This is a genomic window from Variovorax sucrosi (genome assembly GCF_051216635.1).
In the GTDB taxonomy this organism is placed as follows: Bacteria; Pseudomonadota; Gammaproteobacteria; order Burkholderiales; family Burkholderiaceae_C; genus Variovorax.
Genome location: NZ_JBPJZU010000006.1, coordinates 123377 through 142102, shown reverse-complemented (window position 1 = coordinate 142102; position 18726 = coordinate 123377). Strand labels below are relative to the sequence as shown.

General features: G+C 69.3%; 9 protein-coding genes. 1 reads left to right on the top strand and 8 read right to left on the bottom strand.

Annotation, left to right across the window (positions count from 1 at the left end; all coding sequences use genetic code 11):
- Positions 1–26 precede the first annotated feature (26 nt).
- The 8 genes from ACSFBE_RS13315 to ACSFBE_RS13280 form a co-directional block, all read right to left on the bottom strand.
- The gene (locus tag ACSFBE_RS13315; protein WP_435490869.1) at positions 27–7592 is read right to left on the bottom strand and encodes an OmpA family protein; all 7566 of its coding nucleotides are present in this window, start codon (positions 7590–7592) and stop codon (positions 27–29) included.
- A 184-nt stretch (positions 7593–7776) separates the two neighbouring features.
- Positions 7777–10680 carry a beta strand repeat-containing protein gene (locus ACSFBE_RS13310; RefSeq protein ID WP_435490868.1) on the bottom strand — a complete coding sequence of 968 codons (2904 nt, stop codon included), beginning with the start codon at positions 10678–10680 and terminating at the stop codon, positions 7777–7779.
- 138 nt (positions 10681–10818) lie between these two features.
- Entirely contained in the window at positions 10819–11475 is a 657-nt protein-coding gene (locus ACSFBE_RS13305; RefSeq protein WP_435490867.1) for a hypothetical protein, read from the bottom strand.
- Positions 11476–11831: 356 nt separating this feature from the next.
- On the bottom strand, positions 11832–12752 hold the full coding sequence (locus ACSFBE_RS13300) for a LysR family transcriptional regulator (RefSeq protein ID WP_435490866.1): 921 nt from the start codon (positions 12750–12752) through the stop codon (positions 11832–11834).
- Positions 12753–13038: 286 nt separating this feature from the next.
- Positions 13039–14505, bottom strand: coding sequence for a DegQ family serine endoprotease (locus ACSFBE_RS13295; RefSeq protein ID WP_435490865.1), 1467 nt, complete (start codon positions 14503–14505; stop codon positions 13039–13041).
- 107 nt (positions 14506–14612) lie between these two features.
- Complete coding sequence (locus ACSFBE_RS13290) at positions 14613–15968, bottom strand: ATP-binding protein (RefSeq protein WP_435490864.1); 1356 nt, start codon at positions 15966–15968, stop codon at positions 14613–14615.
- Positions 15965–16624 (bottom strand): response regulator, encoded by a 660-nt coding sequence (locus ACSFBE_RS13285; RefSeq protein ID WP_435490863.1) that lies wholly within the window; start codon positions 16622–16624, stop codon positions 15965–15967. Before ACSFBE_RS13285 ends, ACSFBE_RS13290 begins: the two co-directional genes overlap by 4 nt.
- Positions 16625–16637: 13 nt before the next feature.
- On the bottom strand, positions 16638–17408 hold the full coding sequence (locus ACSFBE_RS13280; protein ID WP_435490862.1) for an IclR family transcriptional regulator domain-containing protein: 771 nt from the start codon (positions 17406–17408) through the stop codon (positions 16638–16640).
- A 136-nt stretch (positions 17409–17544) separates the two neighbouring features.
- Between ACSFBE_RS13280 and pobA the strand changes: the two genes are divergently transcribed.
- Positions 17545–18726: a 4-hydroxybenzoate 3-monooxygenase gene (pobA, locus tag ACSFBE_RS13275; RefSeq protein ID WP_435490861.1), complete on the top strand. Its 1182-nt coding sequence runs from the start codon at positions 17545–17547 to the stop codon at positions 18724–18726.

The window sequence follows — 18726 nt, the reverse complement described above, 5'->3', positions numbered from 1 at the left end:
GTTTCGCCGAAGGCCGCAGCGGCCTCTCACCTCACGTCGCGTCCACTGACCTCGATCTCGACCCGGCGGTTTCTTGCCCGGCCTTCCGCGGTCGCATTGGTGGCGACGGGCTGCCGTTCGCCGCGGCCCTCGGCGCGAACGCGTGCCGCATCGACGCCTCGCACCACGAGGTGGTCGCGCACGGCGGCCGCCCGCTGCTCCGACAGCGTCTGGTTGAAGCCCTCGCTGCCCATCGCATCGGTGTGGCCGATGGTGATGACGATGTCGTAGTCGATCGCCCGGATGCGCCCGGCCAATTCGTCGAGCGCGGCATACGCCGCCGGCTTGATCGTGGCCTGGCCGAAGTCGAACAGCGCCTCCGACTGCAAGGTGGTCTTCACCGGCAGCGGGGCCGGGGCGCGCTCCGCCGCCGGCAGCTCGGACGGGGCCGACGCTGCCGCCGGTCCTGACGCCGGGCTGCTCACGACGCCGGCCGGTGCAAAGCCCAGCCCGGTCTCGTCGAACTTGAAGCGCAGGCGTATGTAGGCGCCCTTGCTGGTGTATTCGTTGGCCGTCAGGTCGCGGTCGCGCAGGCCCACGACGTTGTAGCCCGCGGAGATCCAGAGGTCCTTCGCGAGCTGGTAGCCGAGCTCGATGCCCGCCGTTCGTTGCAGTGCCCCGCCTTTGCCGAAGAGCATCCCGGCCTGCACGCCGAAATCCCAGTCCTTGTTCAGGTCCTGCGTGTAGCGGCCTTGCACCAGGTGCGCCCAGTAGCGGCTGGCAAGCTCACCGTCGTCGGCGCGCGAGACCTTGGCGGCATAGCGCGCAGTGACGACGCGGCCACGCTCGGGGTTGAAGTTGAGATGGGCCGAGACGATGTCGGCGCTGGTGCTGCCGGGCAGCGACGCATTGCCGTAGTCGGCGCCGAAGACGCTGCCGCCGGACAGCGCACCCGCGGTGTTGCCCGCGCCCACGATGCGCTCCGACCGGTGCTCGTAGCGGGCCAGCGCGTTCCAACCGTCGGTGTCGACCGGCCGGTAGGCCACGCCGAGCTGGTGGCGCTGCAGATGCCGCTCGTTGCCGGCGTTGCTGCCCTGCCCTTCGCTGTCGCTCACCACGCTGCGCGCCAGCAGGCTCCACGACGCGTCGATCTTGTAGCCGACGCCGGCACTGACGAGCCGCGTGTCGGCGTCGTCGCCCTTGCGGCCTTCGACGATGCCGCTGGCCTTGACCCGGTCGTCGAGGTATTCCAAGCCGCCCGTGATGGCGGTGGACTGGCCGAGGCCGCCCGCGTAGCCGTTGCCGCTGTTGGCGCTGTTGTCGTAGCCGCCCATCTGGCGCGTGTGCTCGAGGCCGCCCGTCAAGCGCAGCCGATCGGTGAGCTTGACCGTGTTGCGCACGCCGGTGGCGGCCTGCGCGGCGCGCCCGTCGAGGGTGTCGGCCAGGCGGTACTCGTTGTACACGCGCCCACCCTCCATGTAGCTGCTCTCGATGCCCAGCACGCCGACGTTGCTCGACTGCGCGGCGTCCAACACCTGCAGCCCGGAGACCAGTTCGTAGCGGCCATAGACGCGCGTCTTGTCGGTCACCGCGACGTTGCCGCCGATGGCCAGCGCATGGCGGTCGGACGCACGCACGTCCTGCTCGCCTTCGACGAACACCTGCGCCTGCGGCAGGCCGGGCATCTGCGCCGACAGGCGCGCGCGCAGCGTCGTCAGGCTCTCGCGCTCGGCGTTGGCCGTGGCGGCGGCCCCCAGCGCGGTGACGTTGTTGGCGTTCACACTGCTGCCGAGCTGGCCGTTGTAGGTCGAGATCTGGCCGTAGTCGAAGCCCGCGCTGGCGCCCATGGCGGTGTTGCTCTGGCCATGGCGCACGCCGACCTCGGCCACCAGCCCGTCGGCGAGCTTCTTCTGCAGGCTGGCCGTGGCGCTGCGGCGGTCGCCGTCGAGCAGGGCATCCTGGCTGTAGAGCAGCTCGCCGCGCACGGCGGTGCTTGGGTCGACCTTGTATTCGGCGCGGGTGGCGGCCTCGGTGCGGCCGGCCGAGAAGCTGGCGCCGGGGTTGTCGAAGTCCTCGCTGGTCTTGCTGGCGAGCGCCACCACCGCGAGCTGCTCGGTCTGGTGGCGCAGCTCGGCGCGCGCGCCGTGGCCGCGGCCCTTCTCGTCGGATTCGGTGCGCACCACTTCGGCGGCCACGGTGGTGTTGTCGCCGAGGCGCGCCACGGCCGTCAGCGCGCCGAGCTTGCGGCGGTTCTCGGGGTTCTCGTCGGTGCTGGCGACCACGCCGAGCTGCAACCGCTCGCCGACCTTGACCTGCACGTCGGTGCCGGCGACGGTGAACTTCGGTCCGCCGCTGTCGACTTCGTAGGTGATGCGGATCGACTGCGGGTTGAGGTTGGCGTCGACCGAGGCGATCGCGTGGGTGAACAGCACGCGGCGCGTGAACGGCTCGATCGTGTAGTCGACGTAGCGCGCGACCGCCGTGCGCTGCAGCACGAGGTTCGGCTGGCCACGGTCGCGCACCATGATCTCGACCTGCTCGCTGTTCTCGACGAACTCGCCGCCACCGGCACTCAGGTAGTACGGGCCCGAGGTGCCGACCGCGCGGAATTCCTCGACCTGCTGCGTCTGCGCGGTGCGCGAGGCATACGTGGTGGTGCGCACGTTGGCGTCTTCGACCACATGCTTCAAGCCCGTGAGCGACCGGTTGCTCTGGCTCAGGTTGCGCACCTCGGTGCTGCTGCTGGTGGTGAAGTCGCCGTACAGCAGGTAGGAGCGGTTCTTGTCGATGCGCACGTACAGCTTCTGCGTGCTCTGCGCATCGAAGCCCTTGACCGACGAGTCGCCGTAGACGGGGTAGAACTCGTCGGGGCGGATGTCGCGAAACAGCCGGTCGTCGCGCGTCTTGTCGGAGTCGTAGGCCGCGGTCAGCAGGTACTCGCCCTTGACGGTGCCCTTCAGGAAGAAGGCGGCACGGCCGGCGGCGCGGTGGTTGTCGTGGCTGTCGGTGAGACCCGTCAGCTCGCTCTCGAAGGCGGCACCGGCGGGCATCGCGCCGAGCGGAACGCCACCCCGCTTGGTGAAGTCGAGCACGCCTTCGACGATGCCGACGGCCAGCATCGGGCGCATCTCGGGCAGCAGCGCGAGGCGCACCTCCTTCACGAAGGTGCCGGCGCTCACGCGGATGCGCACGTCTCCCGGCTCGCCCGGCGGCAGCAGGCGGAACTCGGCCGCACCGCCGTCCATGAAGACCTGCGTGCCGGGCTCGGCGGGGTTCAGGTCCTCGTCGAGCCAGCGGCCACGGTCGGCCTCGAGCGTGAGCTGCGTGCGTGCCGTGACCGGCACGCCGGCCGCATCGGCCAGCCGCACCTTGACGACCACCGGCGTACGCAGGTCGGCACGCGCCACCTCGGGCAGCGCGATGTCGATGGCGCCGAGCCTGTCGGGCGCGACGACGGTGATCTGCGGCGCGCCGCCACGCAGGTTGCCGAAGTCGTCGACCGCTTCGAGCGTCAGGCGGTTGCGGCCGGGCTGCAGCACGACGCCGATGTATTCCCAGGCGCCGATGGCCTTCGACGGCAGTTGCGTCTTCTTGCCGACGCGCCGTTCGTCCAGCGCCTGGCCGTCGACCGACAGCCGCAGCGCCACGCCTACCGCACCCTTGACCCGCACGTTGATCGATTGGGTGGGCACCGTGTCGCCGTCCTTCAGGTCGATGAAGCCGAGCGTGTTGTCGCCAAGCTGCGGCAGCAACGCTTCGAGCTCGATCGGGCTGGGTGCGGCCTGTGGCAGCAGCGGCGCGCTGCGCGGCGCGAGCGCGGACTGCGCGGTGGCCGGCAGGCCGTTGAGCGCGGCGAACAGGCTGCCGGTCGGCGTGCTGGGCACGGCGGGCGATGCAGCGGTGCTGCCCAGCGTGCCGCTCAGGCTGCCGGCCGCGGCACCGACGAAGCTGCTGGCATTGGCCGCCGCGGCGGGCATGGCGATCAGCGGCGCCGAAGTGGTGGTCGTCGTGCCCATGCTGCCGCTGGCGAGCGCCTGGCCACTGGCCGGCTGGGCCACCGAGCGGTTCACGGCCACGATGGTGTTCTCGGGATCGAGGCGCAACCGCACCTGAGCTTCGGCCTCGGTGTCGGGCAGCACCGCGATGGCCGCACGCCGCGCCACCACATCGGCGGCCACGGCAGGGTCATCGCAGTTCGTGACGATGAAGTTGGCCTTGTGGAACTCGCCCTTCTTGAGGTCGACGAAGCGGCTCTCGGGGTTGCCCGAATTGCGATTGTCGAGCACCTCCACCCGCGCGCCGGCCGGCAGCGTGGTGGGGTCGACGCGCATCACGTGCGTGATCGGCTTCAGGCCATAGAGACTCCACTTGCCTTCGATGTCGGTGATGGCATGGGTGCCGTCTTCCATGTAGAGGCGCACGCCGGGAATGCCGATCTCGTCAACGCCTTCCTGCCGGCCGTCGCGCTTGCAGTCCATGTAGACCTTGCCGAACAGGAAGGCTTCGTCGGAGAACACGCCGCCGCTCACGCGCACCGTCCAGTTCGCGAGGTTCGACTGCAGCGGGCCCGCGTTCGCGCGTGCCTGGTTCACGGCGTCGCCGCTGGTGGGCGCGCCGACGCCGATGCGCACGCGGTAGCGCACCATGGCCGACTGGTCGATGCCGAGCGTCAGCGTCGGGTAGCTGAAGACCAACTTCGGCCCGGCGCCACCGGCTGGGTTGCCGGCGGCCGCGCCATTGAGCCGCGCACTGTTCGCCACGTAGGCGAAGCCCGGCGGCAGGCTGTCGTCGAAGCGGATGCCGGTGATCGGCATGCCGGTCTTGTTCGTCACCGTCAGCGCGTAGTCGACGAAGTCACCGAATTCGGCCTGCCGCTTGCTGCCGTCCTTGCGCAGCACCAAGCCCAGGATGTTGCCCGGGTCGAGCGGGATGTGGTTGTGCGTCACATCGCAGGCCGTTCCCGCGGCATCGAAGCCCGCATTGAGGCGGAAGTAATGCGTCGTCGGGTCGGCGCCCTGCGGCGGCACGGCATTGGGCGCGATGGGGCTGCAGGCGGCGAAGGTGCCGGGCGTGACCGGAATGAGCTGCGACGGGAACACATAGCCGCTGCCCACCGGCGGCACCACGCCGAGCGTGTAGGTGCACAGGCCGGTGACCGGTGGCGACTGCAGGAAGAACTGGTAGCTGCCGTCCGCCCCCGTGGTCATCGAGATGCTGCCGTTGGCGTTCACCGTGTAGGCACCCGACGCGGCGCTGAAGATATCGGCCGCCGTCAGCGGCGTGACCGGCCCCGCGCTGCAGGCCGTGCGGGTGAAGGTGACCACCGCGCCGGCCACCGGCGCGCGCGTGACCGCGTTGTAGACCGTGCCCTGCGGGTCGGCCAGCAGCGACTGCACGCTGTGGGCGCTGGCGGCGACCAGCATCGCCGGCGTGAGGTTGATGGTGTTCTGCTCGAAGGCCGCAGCCCACGCCTTGTTGGTCACGACCAGGCGCGTGCCGACGGCGGCCGGCTTCTCGGTGATGCGGACGCTGAAGCGGATCTCCTCGCTCTGGCCGGGCAACAGCGCACGGCTGCCGTCGGTGAGGCTGAGCACCGCTTCGGTCGGCAGGTCGAAGGCGTCGGCGCTCGCCAGTGCGCGGCGGTTGCAGGCGGCCCGACCGGTGAAGCTGCCGGCCGGGTTGAGCAGGCCGCTGCGCACCGTCGGTGCGGCCGAGAGTTCCCACGACGCGATCTGGCCGTCGGCCTTGTCCATGTCGAAGGTGCAGTTGAGGTTGTCGATCACGCGCACGTTGGGCGCCACGCCCGCGCCGGTGTTGGTCACCAGCAGCCGGTAGTCGATCTCGTAGACGCCCTGCCCCGCACGCCGTGGCAGCGAAGCGCTCTTGACCAGCGTCAAGGCCGGCAGCTGCAGCGACACCGGCGTGGGCGCCGCGTTGTTGTTCGGGTTGCCGTCGCCGTCGGGGTCGGGGTTGGCACCGTCCACCGAATCGTCGAAGGCGACGGGCGCGCCGTCGGGCGTGAGCGCGCCCTGCGCGCGCACGCTGTTGTAGAGCGTGCCCGTGCGCCCGGTGAGGTTGACCCGCACATCGAACTGCACGGTGAACTGAGCGCCCACCGGCAGCACTGCCCCGGGCGCGAGCAGGTTCTGCATCGACGCTGTGCCGGTGAACGCGCCGTTGACCACGGCCACGGTGCCGCTCGCGCCGTTGCCCTGGTCGCTTGCGATGCGCAGCGAACCGGCGACCACCGTGTACTGGTTGGCGCCCGGCACCGCAGCGGATGTGTAGCTCCCGAACTGTGTCGCGCCCGCGCCCTCGAGCAGGTCGATCGCCTGCACGCCATACAGCCACACCGCGCCGTAGTTACGCACGTCGACGCTGAAGCGCACCGTGGCCGTGCCGTCGAGCTGACCGTCGGTGCCGCGGTTGACCTTGGGCGCCGACGCCGACTTGGCCACGCCGATGCGGCTCTGGCTGGTGCTGATCAGCACGGTGTTCGACTGCGACACCGCCGGCCCCGTGCCGTCGCCGTAGTAGCTCTGCGCGGTGTTGCGGATGTCGCCGCTCTGGTCGGCCCTGACCTGCACCGCGAACTGCATCGCGATCGACGCGTTGCGCACCACGGCCGTCGGCACGCCGATGGCGACTTCGACGGCCGCCGCGTCGTCGCTGGTGCGGTAGCTGAAAGGCGCGTCGCCCGGCAGGCGGAACAGGTGCACCGCACCGGCCGCCGTGCTCTGCAGCGTTCCCACCAGGTACTGCGTGCCGGCCGGCACCGCGTCGCGCAGCAGCACCAGGGACGTCGGCACACCGTTCACCAGCACCGGCGTGCCCGCGGGCGCGGCGGTGTTGCCGGGCACCGCATCGCGCGCGCCGATGTTGGTGCCGGTCACGGCGAAGTCGATGCGCGTCTGACCCGGCACCACGTGGCCGGGGTAGCTCGCCGACTTGACGATGGCGATGACGGCCATGTCGCCGACGGTGACAACGTCGCGGTTGCTCGCCTGCAGGCTCTGCAGCGCCGTGGTCGCCCCGAGCACGACGCAGGCACTGCCGGTGGCCGTCGCGGGAATGGTGCCTTGCACCAGCAGCGACGCCGTCTCGCCCGGCTGCAGCGCCAGCGCGCCGGCGGTGCCCAGCGGCAGCACCGGGTCGGCCGCATCGACCACGCCATTGTTGTTGAGGTCGCGCACCAGCCGCAGGGCCGATAGGTCGAGCGTGTCGGCGGCGCAACCGCTGCCGTTGTTGGCGAAGGCGAAGCTGTAGTGCGACGGCACGTTGCCGGTGTTGGTCAGCAGGTGGTTCAGCGTGACCACCGTGGCCGGCGGGCGGTTCACGGACTGGTCCTGCGTGAGCACCAACGCCTCGACCGGCAGCACGTTGGCGACGACGCCGTTGGAGCTCGCGGTCTCGGTCTGCGTGAAGCCGGCGGGCACATAGGTGGCCTTCGCCACGTTGCGGATCGTGGTGCCGCCCGGGGCGGGCACGGCCCCGGCCGGGGCCATGCCGAACAGCGCCGCCAGGCCGAGCACGAGCACGGCGCCGAGGCGACGCAGCAGCAACAGCGGGTGCAGGCGCGAGCACGGGCTCGTGGAGTCTGAGTGAGATTGCACGCGAAGAAACCTTCCGTCGACCCTCCCCCCGGAGTGCCGTGAACACAGGGACTTTTTTCCGCTGGCGCCGGGCCGGTGACACGACCAGGCGCCAGGGGAAAAAAGCGAAGCGCGCGCCGCTGGGGCGGCGCTTCGCACAAGCCGACAGACCCCGAGGTCTGCCGGCGACTCAATCACCCATCCTTCAGTTGTTGATCCGCACGGCGAAGGTCAGCGTGGCGCTGCCGCTCGGTGACACGGTGTTGCCGGTGCTGCCGCAGCTCACGGCGGTGGCGGTCTGGGCGTAGGCCAATGCGGTGCCGGTGATGCCGGTCGCAACGCACTGGTTCGCGGGTTGCGTGGCACCGGTCAGGCTGGTGTACGCAGGCACCGCATCGTTGATGGCGATGTTGGTGATCGGCGAGGTGCCTTCGTTGGTGGCCTTGACCTGGTAGACGATGCACTCGCCCGGCTTGAGCGAGAGCGGCGTGGCGGCGAAGGCGCCGTCGGCCGTGCCGTCACAGGCAAGGTCGGCCGCCTGCGTCTTGAGGACGCGGATCTGGCCGGTGATCACGGTGCTCAGGTCGGTCGCCGTCGGCGTGCCGCAGTTGGCGGCCGGGTCGGTGAAGGTGGCCGTCACGGTCGTCAGGTCGGTCGCGCCGGCGCTGGCACCGCCCGGTGCGAACACGCGCACCAGCAGCTTCTGCGTGCCGCCGACCGCGAGCGGGCCGGCCAGCGGGCCGGTCACCAGCGTGTCGCCCGCATCGATCTGGCCGTCGCCGTTGACGTCGAGGTAGATCGAGGTGGTCCAGCCCAGCGTGGCGTCGGCCGCCGGCACCGTGGCCGTCAGCGTGTATGCGCCGCAGCTCTGGTTGCCGGTGTTGGTCAGCGTGTGGGCGTAGACCACGGTACCGCCCGGGGCCACCTGGCCGACGTTGTTGGGCGTCAGGGTGGCGCTCAGCGTCGCAGCGGCGATCACCGTCACGGCATCCAGCTTGGCGTCGTTCACGAGCACGCCCGTCGAGGCAACCGCGGTCGACTGCACCTGGAAGTAGATCTTCTGGGCGGTCACCGGCGTCTGCGTCGCAGGCGGCGTGACGCAGGCATCGACCTGCTGCTGCGAGCCAGCCGCCACGCTCACGCTGGTGAGTGCGGCACCGGTACAGGTGCTGCCGGCGGCCACGAACTTGACGGTCCAGCCGGCCGGCAGCGTGCCGGGGAAGCTGGCCGACTGGCTCGCCGCCAGGCTGTAGCCGTTGGCGACCGTGTCGTTGTTCTTGACGAACAGCGTGAAGATCGTGCCGGTACCGGCCGCGGTCGTGTTGGTCGTGGTCGGCTGCGGGCTCGGGCCCGGGCCCAGGTCACCGCCCGCGACGGAACCGGAGCCGGTACCCGCTGCGCTGTTGGTCAGGTCGACCAGCGAGCCGATGACGATCGTGACGGTGTCTCGCGTCGCGTCGATCTGGGTGGTGTCGCCGGCCGAACGGCCGGTCACGACGGCAGTGAAGGGGCCGGTGCCCACCACCGCGCTCGCCGGCACATTGGCCTGCACCACGATGTTGACGCTGCCGCCTGTCGCGATGGGGCCGGTGTCGGGCACGCCGTCGCCAGTCGTGTCGAGCAGCGGCGTGACGCCGTCGGCTGCGAAGAACAGGAAGGTCGTGCCAGCCGGGAAGCTGCCGTTGGCGATCGTCAGGTTGACGGTGTCGACCGCATTGCCGGTGTTGAACACGGTCTGCCCGAACTTCACGCTGCCGCCCGCGACCACCGAGGGCTGCGTCGTCAAGTCGGCTGGCGTGCCGTTGGGCGTGCCGGGCACGGTGTCGAGGGCGGTGGCAGCCGTCGACGGGTTGGTACCCACCGCGATGCCGTAGCTGGCCGTGACCGTGTAGGCGGCCGGGTTGGTGCTCGAGCCCACGGTGCCGATCGCCGTCGAGGTGGCGGCCGGCGAATCCGTCGGGTTGTACTTGGCGGTGTTGGTCGTGGTCGACGTGCCGATCGCCGCGGTGTTGTTGACCAACACCGCGAAGCTGATCGTCTGCGTCACGTTCTGACCGAGCGAGGCGACGACCGCATTCAGCGTGCTACCGCTGGCCGCGAAGTCGATGCCGGCCGGATCACCGGCCGCGCCGTCACCCAGGGCCGTGCCCGGTGCGCTGCTCCACACCGCAGATCCTGCGACGTAGGTGTAGCCGGCGGGCAAGGTGTCCGACAGTGCGAACTTGCCTGCGGCGCCGCCGGTGTTGTTGAAGGTCAGCGTGTAGACCGTGTACTGGCAGGTCGCGCTGGAGGCCAGGCCGGCCGACCAGGTGGTGGCGCAAGCCGCCGAGGACGAACGCGGACCGCCGGTGGCGGGCGTCGGCCACGCCGCGCCGCCGGGGCCGGCGACGGCGGGGATGCCGATGCTCTTGGTGGCGTTGAAGGCCGCAACCGTGGTCAGATTGACCTGGTCCTTGTCAGCCGCGACCAGGTTGGTCGGGGCATAGAGCGCCGGGGTGCCGGCGGTAGCCGTCACGGTCGCGAGCGCATACGGCGCCGTCGGCGTGGTGGCAGTGCCGGGGATCGAATACGCGACGACGAACTGGAAGATTCCGTTGCTGCCCGGTACGGTCTGCGCCGGCACGTTGCAGGAGGCCGAGGGCACGACCGAGCACAGCGGCGTGGTGCCGTCTGGTACGCCGTCGCCGTTGGCATCGGCGTAGACCTCGATCTTCGAGAAGCGCGTGGTGGCGTCTTCGGCGACCGCGAGCGTGAAGGTGTCGGAGCCGTTGCCGGTGTTGGTCAGCACGTGCGGCGCGTAGACGATGGAGCCGGCGGCGCCGATCTTCGTGTTGACCACCGTGGTCGTGACCGTGCCGAACGCGTCGAGCGTGAAGGAGCCGACCTGCTGCACCGTGGTCTGCACCAGGTTCGAGGTGGCGAGCTGCGTGTTGCCGCTGGTGTCCGAGTAGGAGGCCGAGGCCTGGTTCCCGATGACGGTATTGGCGGGCGGTGCGGCCGCGAAGACGGACGAGCTTCCGAACAGGAAGCCCAGCGTCAATGCGGCGGCGCCGGCCCATGGCGCACGCAGCCTGAAGCCGGTGCGTTGGGTTGGCAGGGTAGGACTCACTTGGTTTTCTCCTCGGTTGTCAAAAGAAAGGGAACATGAAGAACCCGGCTCATGCGTTTCCTGTGGGAAAGGCATGCACCGGATCGCGTGTCATCGGTCGAAGGAAAGAGAGAAAGGGAAAACCCAGCGAGGCCACGGTCAGCGCAGCGCGTTCGTTGCGGGCGACACGCCCGCGGACGGCGGCGCCTGCGGCGTCGCACTCGCACTCGCGGTCTTGGGCGCCGGCGGCACCACGACTTCGACCTTGGCGCGCGCACTGACCGAAGCCACGCCGCCCGCAGGCAACTGGCCCAGCGTCCAGCGCAGCGCGCGGTAGTCGCTGTACGGCACGGGTTCGGCCTTGCCGTCCCGGGCCTTGCGCATCAGTGGCTCTGCGGCGAACTCACCGTCCTTCACCGCCGCCTTCACCAGGGTCGCGCCCGGCTTGGCACTGCGTGGCAGGTACTCGAGCCCTTCCGGGATCGGCAGGTCGGCGACCAGGCCCGACACCGGCTTGCCGGCCTTGTTGGTGTAGGTAGCCGTGTACTCGAGCACGTCGCCGGGCTTGACGGACGCGGCATCGAGCAACTGCTCCTTGCCATCGGCGGCCTTCACCACCTTGTGTTGCTGGAGTTCGACCGCGATGGCGGACGGTGCCGCCGCGGCCGGCTTGGTCGTGGTGGCGGCGGGCTGTGCGATCGCCGGAATGGCGCAGGCCACCACCAGCAGAGCGCCGGCGCCGCCGCGTACGGCGCGGTGCCAGGGCGCAGCGGCGCGCCAGAAGAAGGAAGCTTGAGTCGACGTTGTAGTTGGCATTGGATGCTCCAGGTTCAAAAGACACGCGGCGGCTCGGGCCGCCGATCGTTTGCGGACGCGCGCGCCCCCACGGGCTGCAGCGCGGCAGCAATCTCGAAAAAGAAAGGAATCCCTTGAATACTTTTGTTTTTATTCAGCCATCAATTCCGGGTCGCTTGAGGACCTTTGGAATTGACTCGACCCGCCCCCTGCGCCGGTCGAATAAATTCTTATTTTTTTAATGTGAACAAATGTACCAAGCTCTTCAGAGCAATGCCCTGTATTGCATTCGGTACCGGAAGTTCCATTTCGGACAACCCAAACGGTGAATGCGTCTCGCCAACGAATCAGTCACCCAAGAATCAATTAATTGACAATTAAGAAGCTCGGTCGATACCGGAGGGCCGTACGGCCAGCGTTGCCTCCAGAAGATATTCGACGAATGTCCTGATCTTTCTGGAGTTGCGGCGGCCCGGCAGGTAGACCAGGTTGAACTCTTCGTCCGCCAGGGGAACGGATGGCAGCACCGCTGCCAGTTCACCTTTTTCCAGCGCCGCCGCGGCCAATGCACCGGGCACCAAGGCAATGCCGCGATCGGCGCGCGCCAGGTCCAGCAACAATTCGGGGTCGTTGGAATGCAGAACCGTCGCAGCCGCAACGCTGCGCGGCTGGCCCGCCGTGGGCACGGTCATCTCGCCCACCCGGCGGTGCGCCCTGCCGGACAGAAAGGCGTGTCCCGCCAAGTCGGACAGGGTGACGATTGCGTTGCTGCGCCCCAGATAGGCCGGGGAGGCGCACAGCAGCATCGGCACGGTGGCGAGTCGCCGCGCCACCAGTTCCTCGCAACCCTCACGACCGAGCCGCAGCACCACGTCCGCCTCGTCCCGGAAGAGGTCGACGTGGCCGTTGCCCAGCTCGAGCGACAGCTGCAGCTGCGGATGGGCGGCCATGAAGTCCGGCAAATGCATTGCCAGGAATTGGCGGCCCGTATAAGTCGGCGCGGCGACCCGCAGGCGGCCGGTCAGGGCGCGCTCATCGGTATAGAGGCTCGACATCGCCCGATCGACCGCACGGAGCATGTCGACCGCCGTCTCGAAGAACTGGCGCCCTTCTTCCGTCAAGGCGAACCGAGCGGCGCCCCGGTGCAGCAGCACGTGGCCCACGTTGACCTCCAGGCGCTGCAGTTGACGGGATGCGGATGCCTTTGGGACATCCAGTACATCGGCGGCGAGCGTCAATCCGCCCAATTCGACGGCCTTGATGAACAGGCGCACGTCGGCGAGTGAAAAGTCTTTCATGGATCTTCTTATTCACTGTCTTGGAGCCCTTGCAACACGCCCCCTCCCAGGGCCGCGCCACCCCCATTTGTTCCGCGTCGTTGTCGACGTCGGCGTTTTGGGCTCACGATGCTGGCATTCTCAACACATTTGTCTCTTAGCGCACGCGATATAAGTGACATTGCATGAGTTGGCATGGATAGATTGTTGTTTTGTGCACTGGTTAACGCCGTGGCCAGTTCCATGAAAAAACCCGCCCTCCAAAGCGGAGGGCGGGTTACGCCTAAAAGCCGGCAACAGCGAACGATCAGCCGATGCGCACCGGCACGAAGATCCGATCGCCGCCGCGCTGAATCAACAGCGCCACGGATTTGCCGGCCTTGGCCGCCACCTCGCGCACCTGCTCGACGCTCTGGGCGGGCGTGCCGTTGATGGCCAGCAGCACGTCACCCGGCTGGACACCTGCCATGGCCGAGGGGCCAGCGGCGTCTTCGATCAGCAGCCCGCTCTCGACTTCCGCTTCTCGCTTCTCCTGCGGTTGCAGGGGGCGCAACGCGAGACCCAACTTGCCCTTGTCAGTCGCCTCATCGTTCTTGGCGACGGTGCTGCCCTTCTCTGCCGCATCGCCGAGCCGCGCTGTGATCTGCTCGCGCGCACCCTGGCGCCACACGTCCAGGCTGACCTGGCTGCCGGGCTTGCGCTGGCCGATGAGGGCGGGCAGGTCGCCCGACGAGACGACCGGCTGGCCATCGACCTGACGGATCACGTCGCCCGAGCGCAGCCCGGCCTTGTCGCCTGGCCCGCCCTTCTCGACGTTCGACACCAGCGCGCCCTCGGGCTTGTCGAGCTTGAAAGAATCGGCGAAGGCCTGGTTCACCTCCTGCACCGCAACCCCCAGGCGCGCATGACTGGCCTTGCCGGTGGCGACGATCTGGTCCTTGATCTGTACCGCCACGTCGATCGGGATCGCGAAGGACACGCCCTGGTAGCCGCCGCTGCGGCTGTAGATCTGCGAGTTGATGCCGACGACCTCGCCGCGTGTGTTGAGCAGCGGGCCGCCGGAGTTGCCCGGGTTGATCGCGACGTCGGTCTGGATGAAGGGTACGTAGCTGTCGTCGGGCAGCGAACGGCCCTTGGCGCTCACCACGCCGGCGGTGACGGTGTTCTCGAAGCCGAAGGGCGAGCCGATGGCCAGCACCCATTCGCCGACCTTCAGGTCCTTGGTGCTGCCGAGCGCCACCGTCGGCAGGTCCTTGGCGTCGATCTTGAGCACCGCGATGTCGGTCTTCTCGTCGGCGCCCAGCACCTTGGCGCGGAACTCGCGGCGGTCGGTGAGCTTGACGGTGACCTCCTTCGCGTCCTTCACGACGTGGGCGTTGGTGAGGATGGTGCCGTCGGCGCTCACGATGAAGCCAGAGCCCTGACCGCGCGTCGGCACTTCACGTTCCTGCTGGCGGCCGCGTGGGCCCATCTGGCTACCGCCGAAGCGGCGGAAGAATTCGGCCATCGGGTCGTCCGGGTCCATGCCGGCCGCGCCGTCGAACGAAGTCTTGGTCGTGCCGGTGACGCTGATGTTCACCACCGCCGGGCCGTCGCGCGAGGTGATGGTGGAGAAGTCCGGCATCGTCACCAGCGGCGCGGCAGCGGCCGTCGCGACCGGTGCAGGCGCCACGGCGCGCGCGCTGGTGTAGGCGCCGGTGCCCACCGCGCCGATCACGCCGGCAGACGCCAGCGCCAGCACCAGGCCTTGGGTCGAAGTCAGTCGGGTGTTCATGGAGATTCCTTTCGAGAGTGTGGGATGAAACACGATGAAAGGAATGTGCGCGCCCAGACTTAGGCAATGCTTAAACCGCGCGCCGCGCCGCGCGCGCGGCGTGCGGCTCAGCGGTTGCGGGGAAAGCGCACGGCAACGCAGAGGCCGCCGAGCCGCTCCGACGCGCCCAGCACGACGCTCGCCCCGTGCAGGTCGGCGATCGACTTGACGATCGCCAGGCCCAACCCGCTGCCGGGCGGCTGCGCGGGCTGCGTCGGGTCGGCGCGGTAGAAGCGGTCGAGCACGCGCTCGCGCTCCTCCGCCGGCAGGCCGGGGCCGCTGTCCTCGACCCGCAGTTCGACACCGCTGTTGTCGGCCGCGATGCGCAGGTCGACGCGCCCGCCTTCGGGCGTGTACTTCACGGCGTTGTCGAGCAAATTGCGCAGCAGCATGCGCAGCGCCTCGGAGTGACCTTGCACGGTGGCCGCATCGGCCTGGTCGAGCCCGATGTCGATGCGCCGCGCCTGCGCCGCCGCCACCACATCGGAGATGGCCAGCCGCGCGAGTTCGGGCAGATCGACCGGCTCCGACGCTGCGCCCGCAGCGACGCTGGCCTCGTGCCGCGCCAGCGCCAGCAACTGCTCGACCAGTTGGGTCGCACGGTCGATGCCCGCCGCCAGCCGGCCGGTGGCCAGCGTGCGCGTGGCCTCGTCGTTCGCGCGCTGCAGCCCTTGCACCTGCAGCTTGAGGGCCGCGAGCGGCGAGCGCAGTTCGTGCGCGGCGTCGGCCACGAAGTGCTTCTGCGCGTCGAAGGCGTGGCGCACGCGCTCGAACAGCAGGTTGAGTTCCTGCACCAAGGGTCGCACCTCGTCGGGCAGGCCCTCTTCGCCGACTGGTGACAGGTCGTCGGCCTGGCGCTCAGCCACCTGGCGCCGCACCCGCGCCACCGGCGCGAGGGACCGGCTGACGACCCACCACACGACCAGCATCAGGATGGGCGCCATCAAGGCCACCGGCATGACCGTGCGCACGGCCAGCGCCCGCGCCATCTGCCGGCGCACCGCCATGTCCTGCGCGACCTGGATCACCAGGCTGCGCGTCTGCATCGAATAAACGCGATACGTGGTGCCCCGCGCGCGCACGTCGGCGAAGCCTAGCACCGCAATCTGGGGCAGCGCGGCCTGCTCGGCCGATTCGAAGATGCGCACGCCGTCGGCCGTCCACACCTGCACCACGAACTCGAAGTTCTGCTCCACCCCTGGGATACCGCCGATGCCGCCGACCGCCGAACTCGGCGGCAGGCCCGAGCGCAGCGACATCGCCATCTGCTGCATGTGGTAGTCGAAGATTTCGTCGGCTTCGTTCAGCACCGTGCGGTAGGCCACGAACGCCTGCGCGCCCGCGGCGAGCACGATCGCGGCCAGCAGGAACAGCAGCAGGCGGGCGCGCAGGGAGCCGAAGAGCGAAGGCAGGGAGCGAGTCATACCTTCGGAATCATGTAGCCCACGCCCCGCACATTGCGGATGAAGTCGGCTCCCAGCTTCTTGCGCAGGCCGTGGATGTACACCTCGACCGCGTTGCTGCTGATTTCGTCCTTCCAGCTGTAGAGCTTCTCCTCGATCTGCGCGCGCGACAGCACCAGGCCGGGCCGGGCGATGAGCGGCTCGAGCACCGCCCACTCGCGCGCCGAGAGGATCACCGGCTGGCCATTGACCAACGCCTCGCGCGTGCCGGGGTTGATGCTCACGCCCAGGTGCTCGTACACCGGCTCGGCGCGGCCCGCGGCGCGGCGCAACAAGGCACGAATGCGCGCGAGCAGTTCGTCGAGGTCGTAGGGCTTGAGCACATAGTCGTCGGCACCGGCGTCGAGCCCTTCGATGCGCTGCTGCACCGAATCGCGCGCGGTGGCGATCAGCACCGGCATGCGTTGCTTGCGCGCGCGCAGGCCGCGCAGTACCTCGAGGCCGTCGCGCTTGGGCACGCCGAGATCGAGCAGCACCAGGTCGTACTGCTGGGCGCGCAAGGCGCTCTCGGCGGCGTCGCCGTCCTTCACCCAGTCGACCGCGTACTGCTCGGCCCGCAGCAGGTCGAGCACGGCTTCGCCGATCATCACGTCGTCTTCGAGCAGCAGCAATCGCATGATGGTCTCCCGGTCAGAGCAGGGCACGCACTTCGCGCGCCGCTTCGTACAGCAGCGGCAGAAAGTCGCGGCGCAGCGTTTCATCGCTGCGGTGTGCACCGGACAGCACGACGTTGAGCGCCGCGACGGTGCGCCCGCGCATGTCGCGCAGCGGCACGGCGAGCGCCTGCACGCCGAGCTCGTGCTCTTCGTTCGCAATGCAATGGTCGTCCTTGCGCACCTGCGCCAGGCGTCGCCGCAGCACCGTGGTCTGCGTCACGGTGTGCGGGGTGAGCCGCGCCAGCGTGCGACCCTTGAGCCATTGCGCGAGTTCCGCGCTGCTCAGCGCGGAGAGCAGCATGCGACCGGTCGACGTGGCATGCGCAGGCAGCCGCGCGCCGAGGTGCAGGCCGTAGGCCAGCACGCGCGTGGGCGCGCCGAAGGCCACGCTGCGCGCAACGATCACCGCCTCTTCGCCGTCGAGCACGACGGCCGAGAAGGACTCCTGCGTCTGTGCGGCCAGGCGGTTGAGCGTGGGCTGCAGTGCCCGCGGCAGTCGCGACGATGCGAGGTAGCTGCCCGAGAAGCGCAGCACCTTGGGCGACATCCAGAACGAACTGCCATCGGTGTCGAGGTAGCCCAGGTGCGCCAGCGTGAGCAGGTGGCGCCGCGCCGCCGCGCGCGTGAGGCCGGCGCGCTCGGCGGCTTGCGTGGCGTTGAGGCGCTGCCGCTCGGTGTCGAAGCTCTCGAGCACCGCCATGCCCTTGGCGATGCCTTCGATGAAGTCGGGTTTGGCGATGGTCATGGGGAGGCAGCCGGTTGCTGCGCGATCATCGCACAGCCGTTCGGCGCATCGCACACTGGCGCTTTGCGCGACGATGACGCGCCTGCCGCGCGCCCTACGCTGTCGTTGCGAGTTCGCGAGTTTCAGGAGACACCCCATGCGCACCCAAGTCGCCATCATCGGCGCCGGCCCGGCCGGCCTGCTGCTGGGCCAGTTGCTGCACGAAGCCGGCATCGACAATGTGATCGTCGAGCGCCAGAGCGCCGACTATGTGCTGGGGCGTATCCGCGCCGGCGTGCTCGAGCAGGTCACGATGGACCTGCTGGCACAGGCCCGCGTCGATGTGCGCGCGCGGGCCGAAGGCCTGCCGCACGACGGCATCGAGCTGCTGTTCCAGGGGGCGCGCCATCGCATCGACCTGCACGGCCTGACCGATGGCCGCCGCGTGACGGTGTATGGCCAGACCGAGGTGACACGCGACCTGATGGCGGCGCGCGAAGCTGCGGGCCTGCGCACGTTCTACAACGCGGACCGCGCCGCGCTGCACGACTTCGACAGCGCGCAACCGCGCGTCTGCTTCCTGCAGGGCGACGTCGCGCATGAGATCGACTGCGACTTCATCGCCGGCTGCGATGGCTTCCACGGCGTGAGCCGTGCCAGCGTGCCACCGGCGGCCCTGCGGCTCTACGAGAAGGTCTATCCATTCGGCTGGCTGGGCGTGCTGGCCGACGTGCCGCCGGTGTCGGATGAACTCATCTACGCCAACACGGCCCGCGGCTTTGCGCTGTGCAGCATGCGCAGCACGACGCGCAGCCGCTACTACGTGCAGGTGCCGGTCGACGAGCGCGTCGAGCGCTGGAGCGACGAGGCCTTCTGGAACGAACTGCGTGCACGCCTCGACCCCGAAGCGCGCGCGCGTCTGGTGACCGGGCCGTCGCTGGAAAAAAGCATTGCACCGCTGCGAAGCTTCGTGGCCGAGCCGCTGCGCTTCGGCAGCCTCTTCCTGGCGGGCGACGCGGCGCACATCGTGCCGCCGACCGGCGCCAAGGGGCTCAACCTGGCCGCCGCCGATGTGGGCTATCTGTCCCGCGCGCTGGAGATCTTCTACCGCGAACGCTCTCCATTGGCGCTCGACCGCTATTCCGACCTCTGCCTGCGCCGCGTGTGGAAGGCCGAGCGCTTCTCGTGGTGGTTCACCTCGCTGATGCACCGCTTCCCGGACACCGGCGAGTTCGGCCAGAAGATCCAGGAAGCCGAGCTCGACTATCTGGTTCATTCGCAGGCAGCATCGACGGCGCTGGCCGAGAACTACGTCGGCCTGCCGCTCGAGGACTTCTGA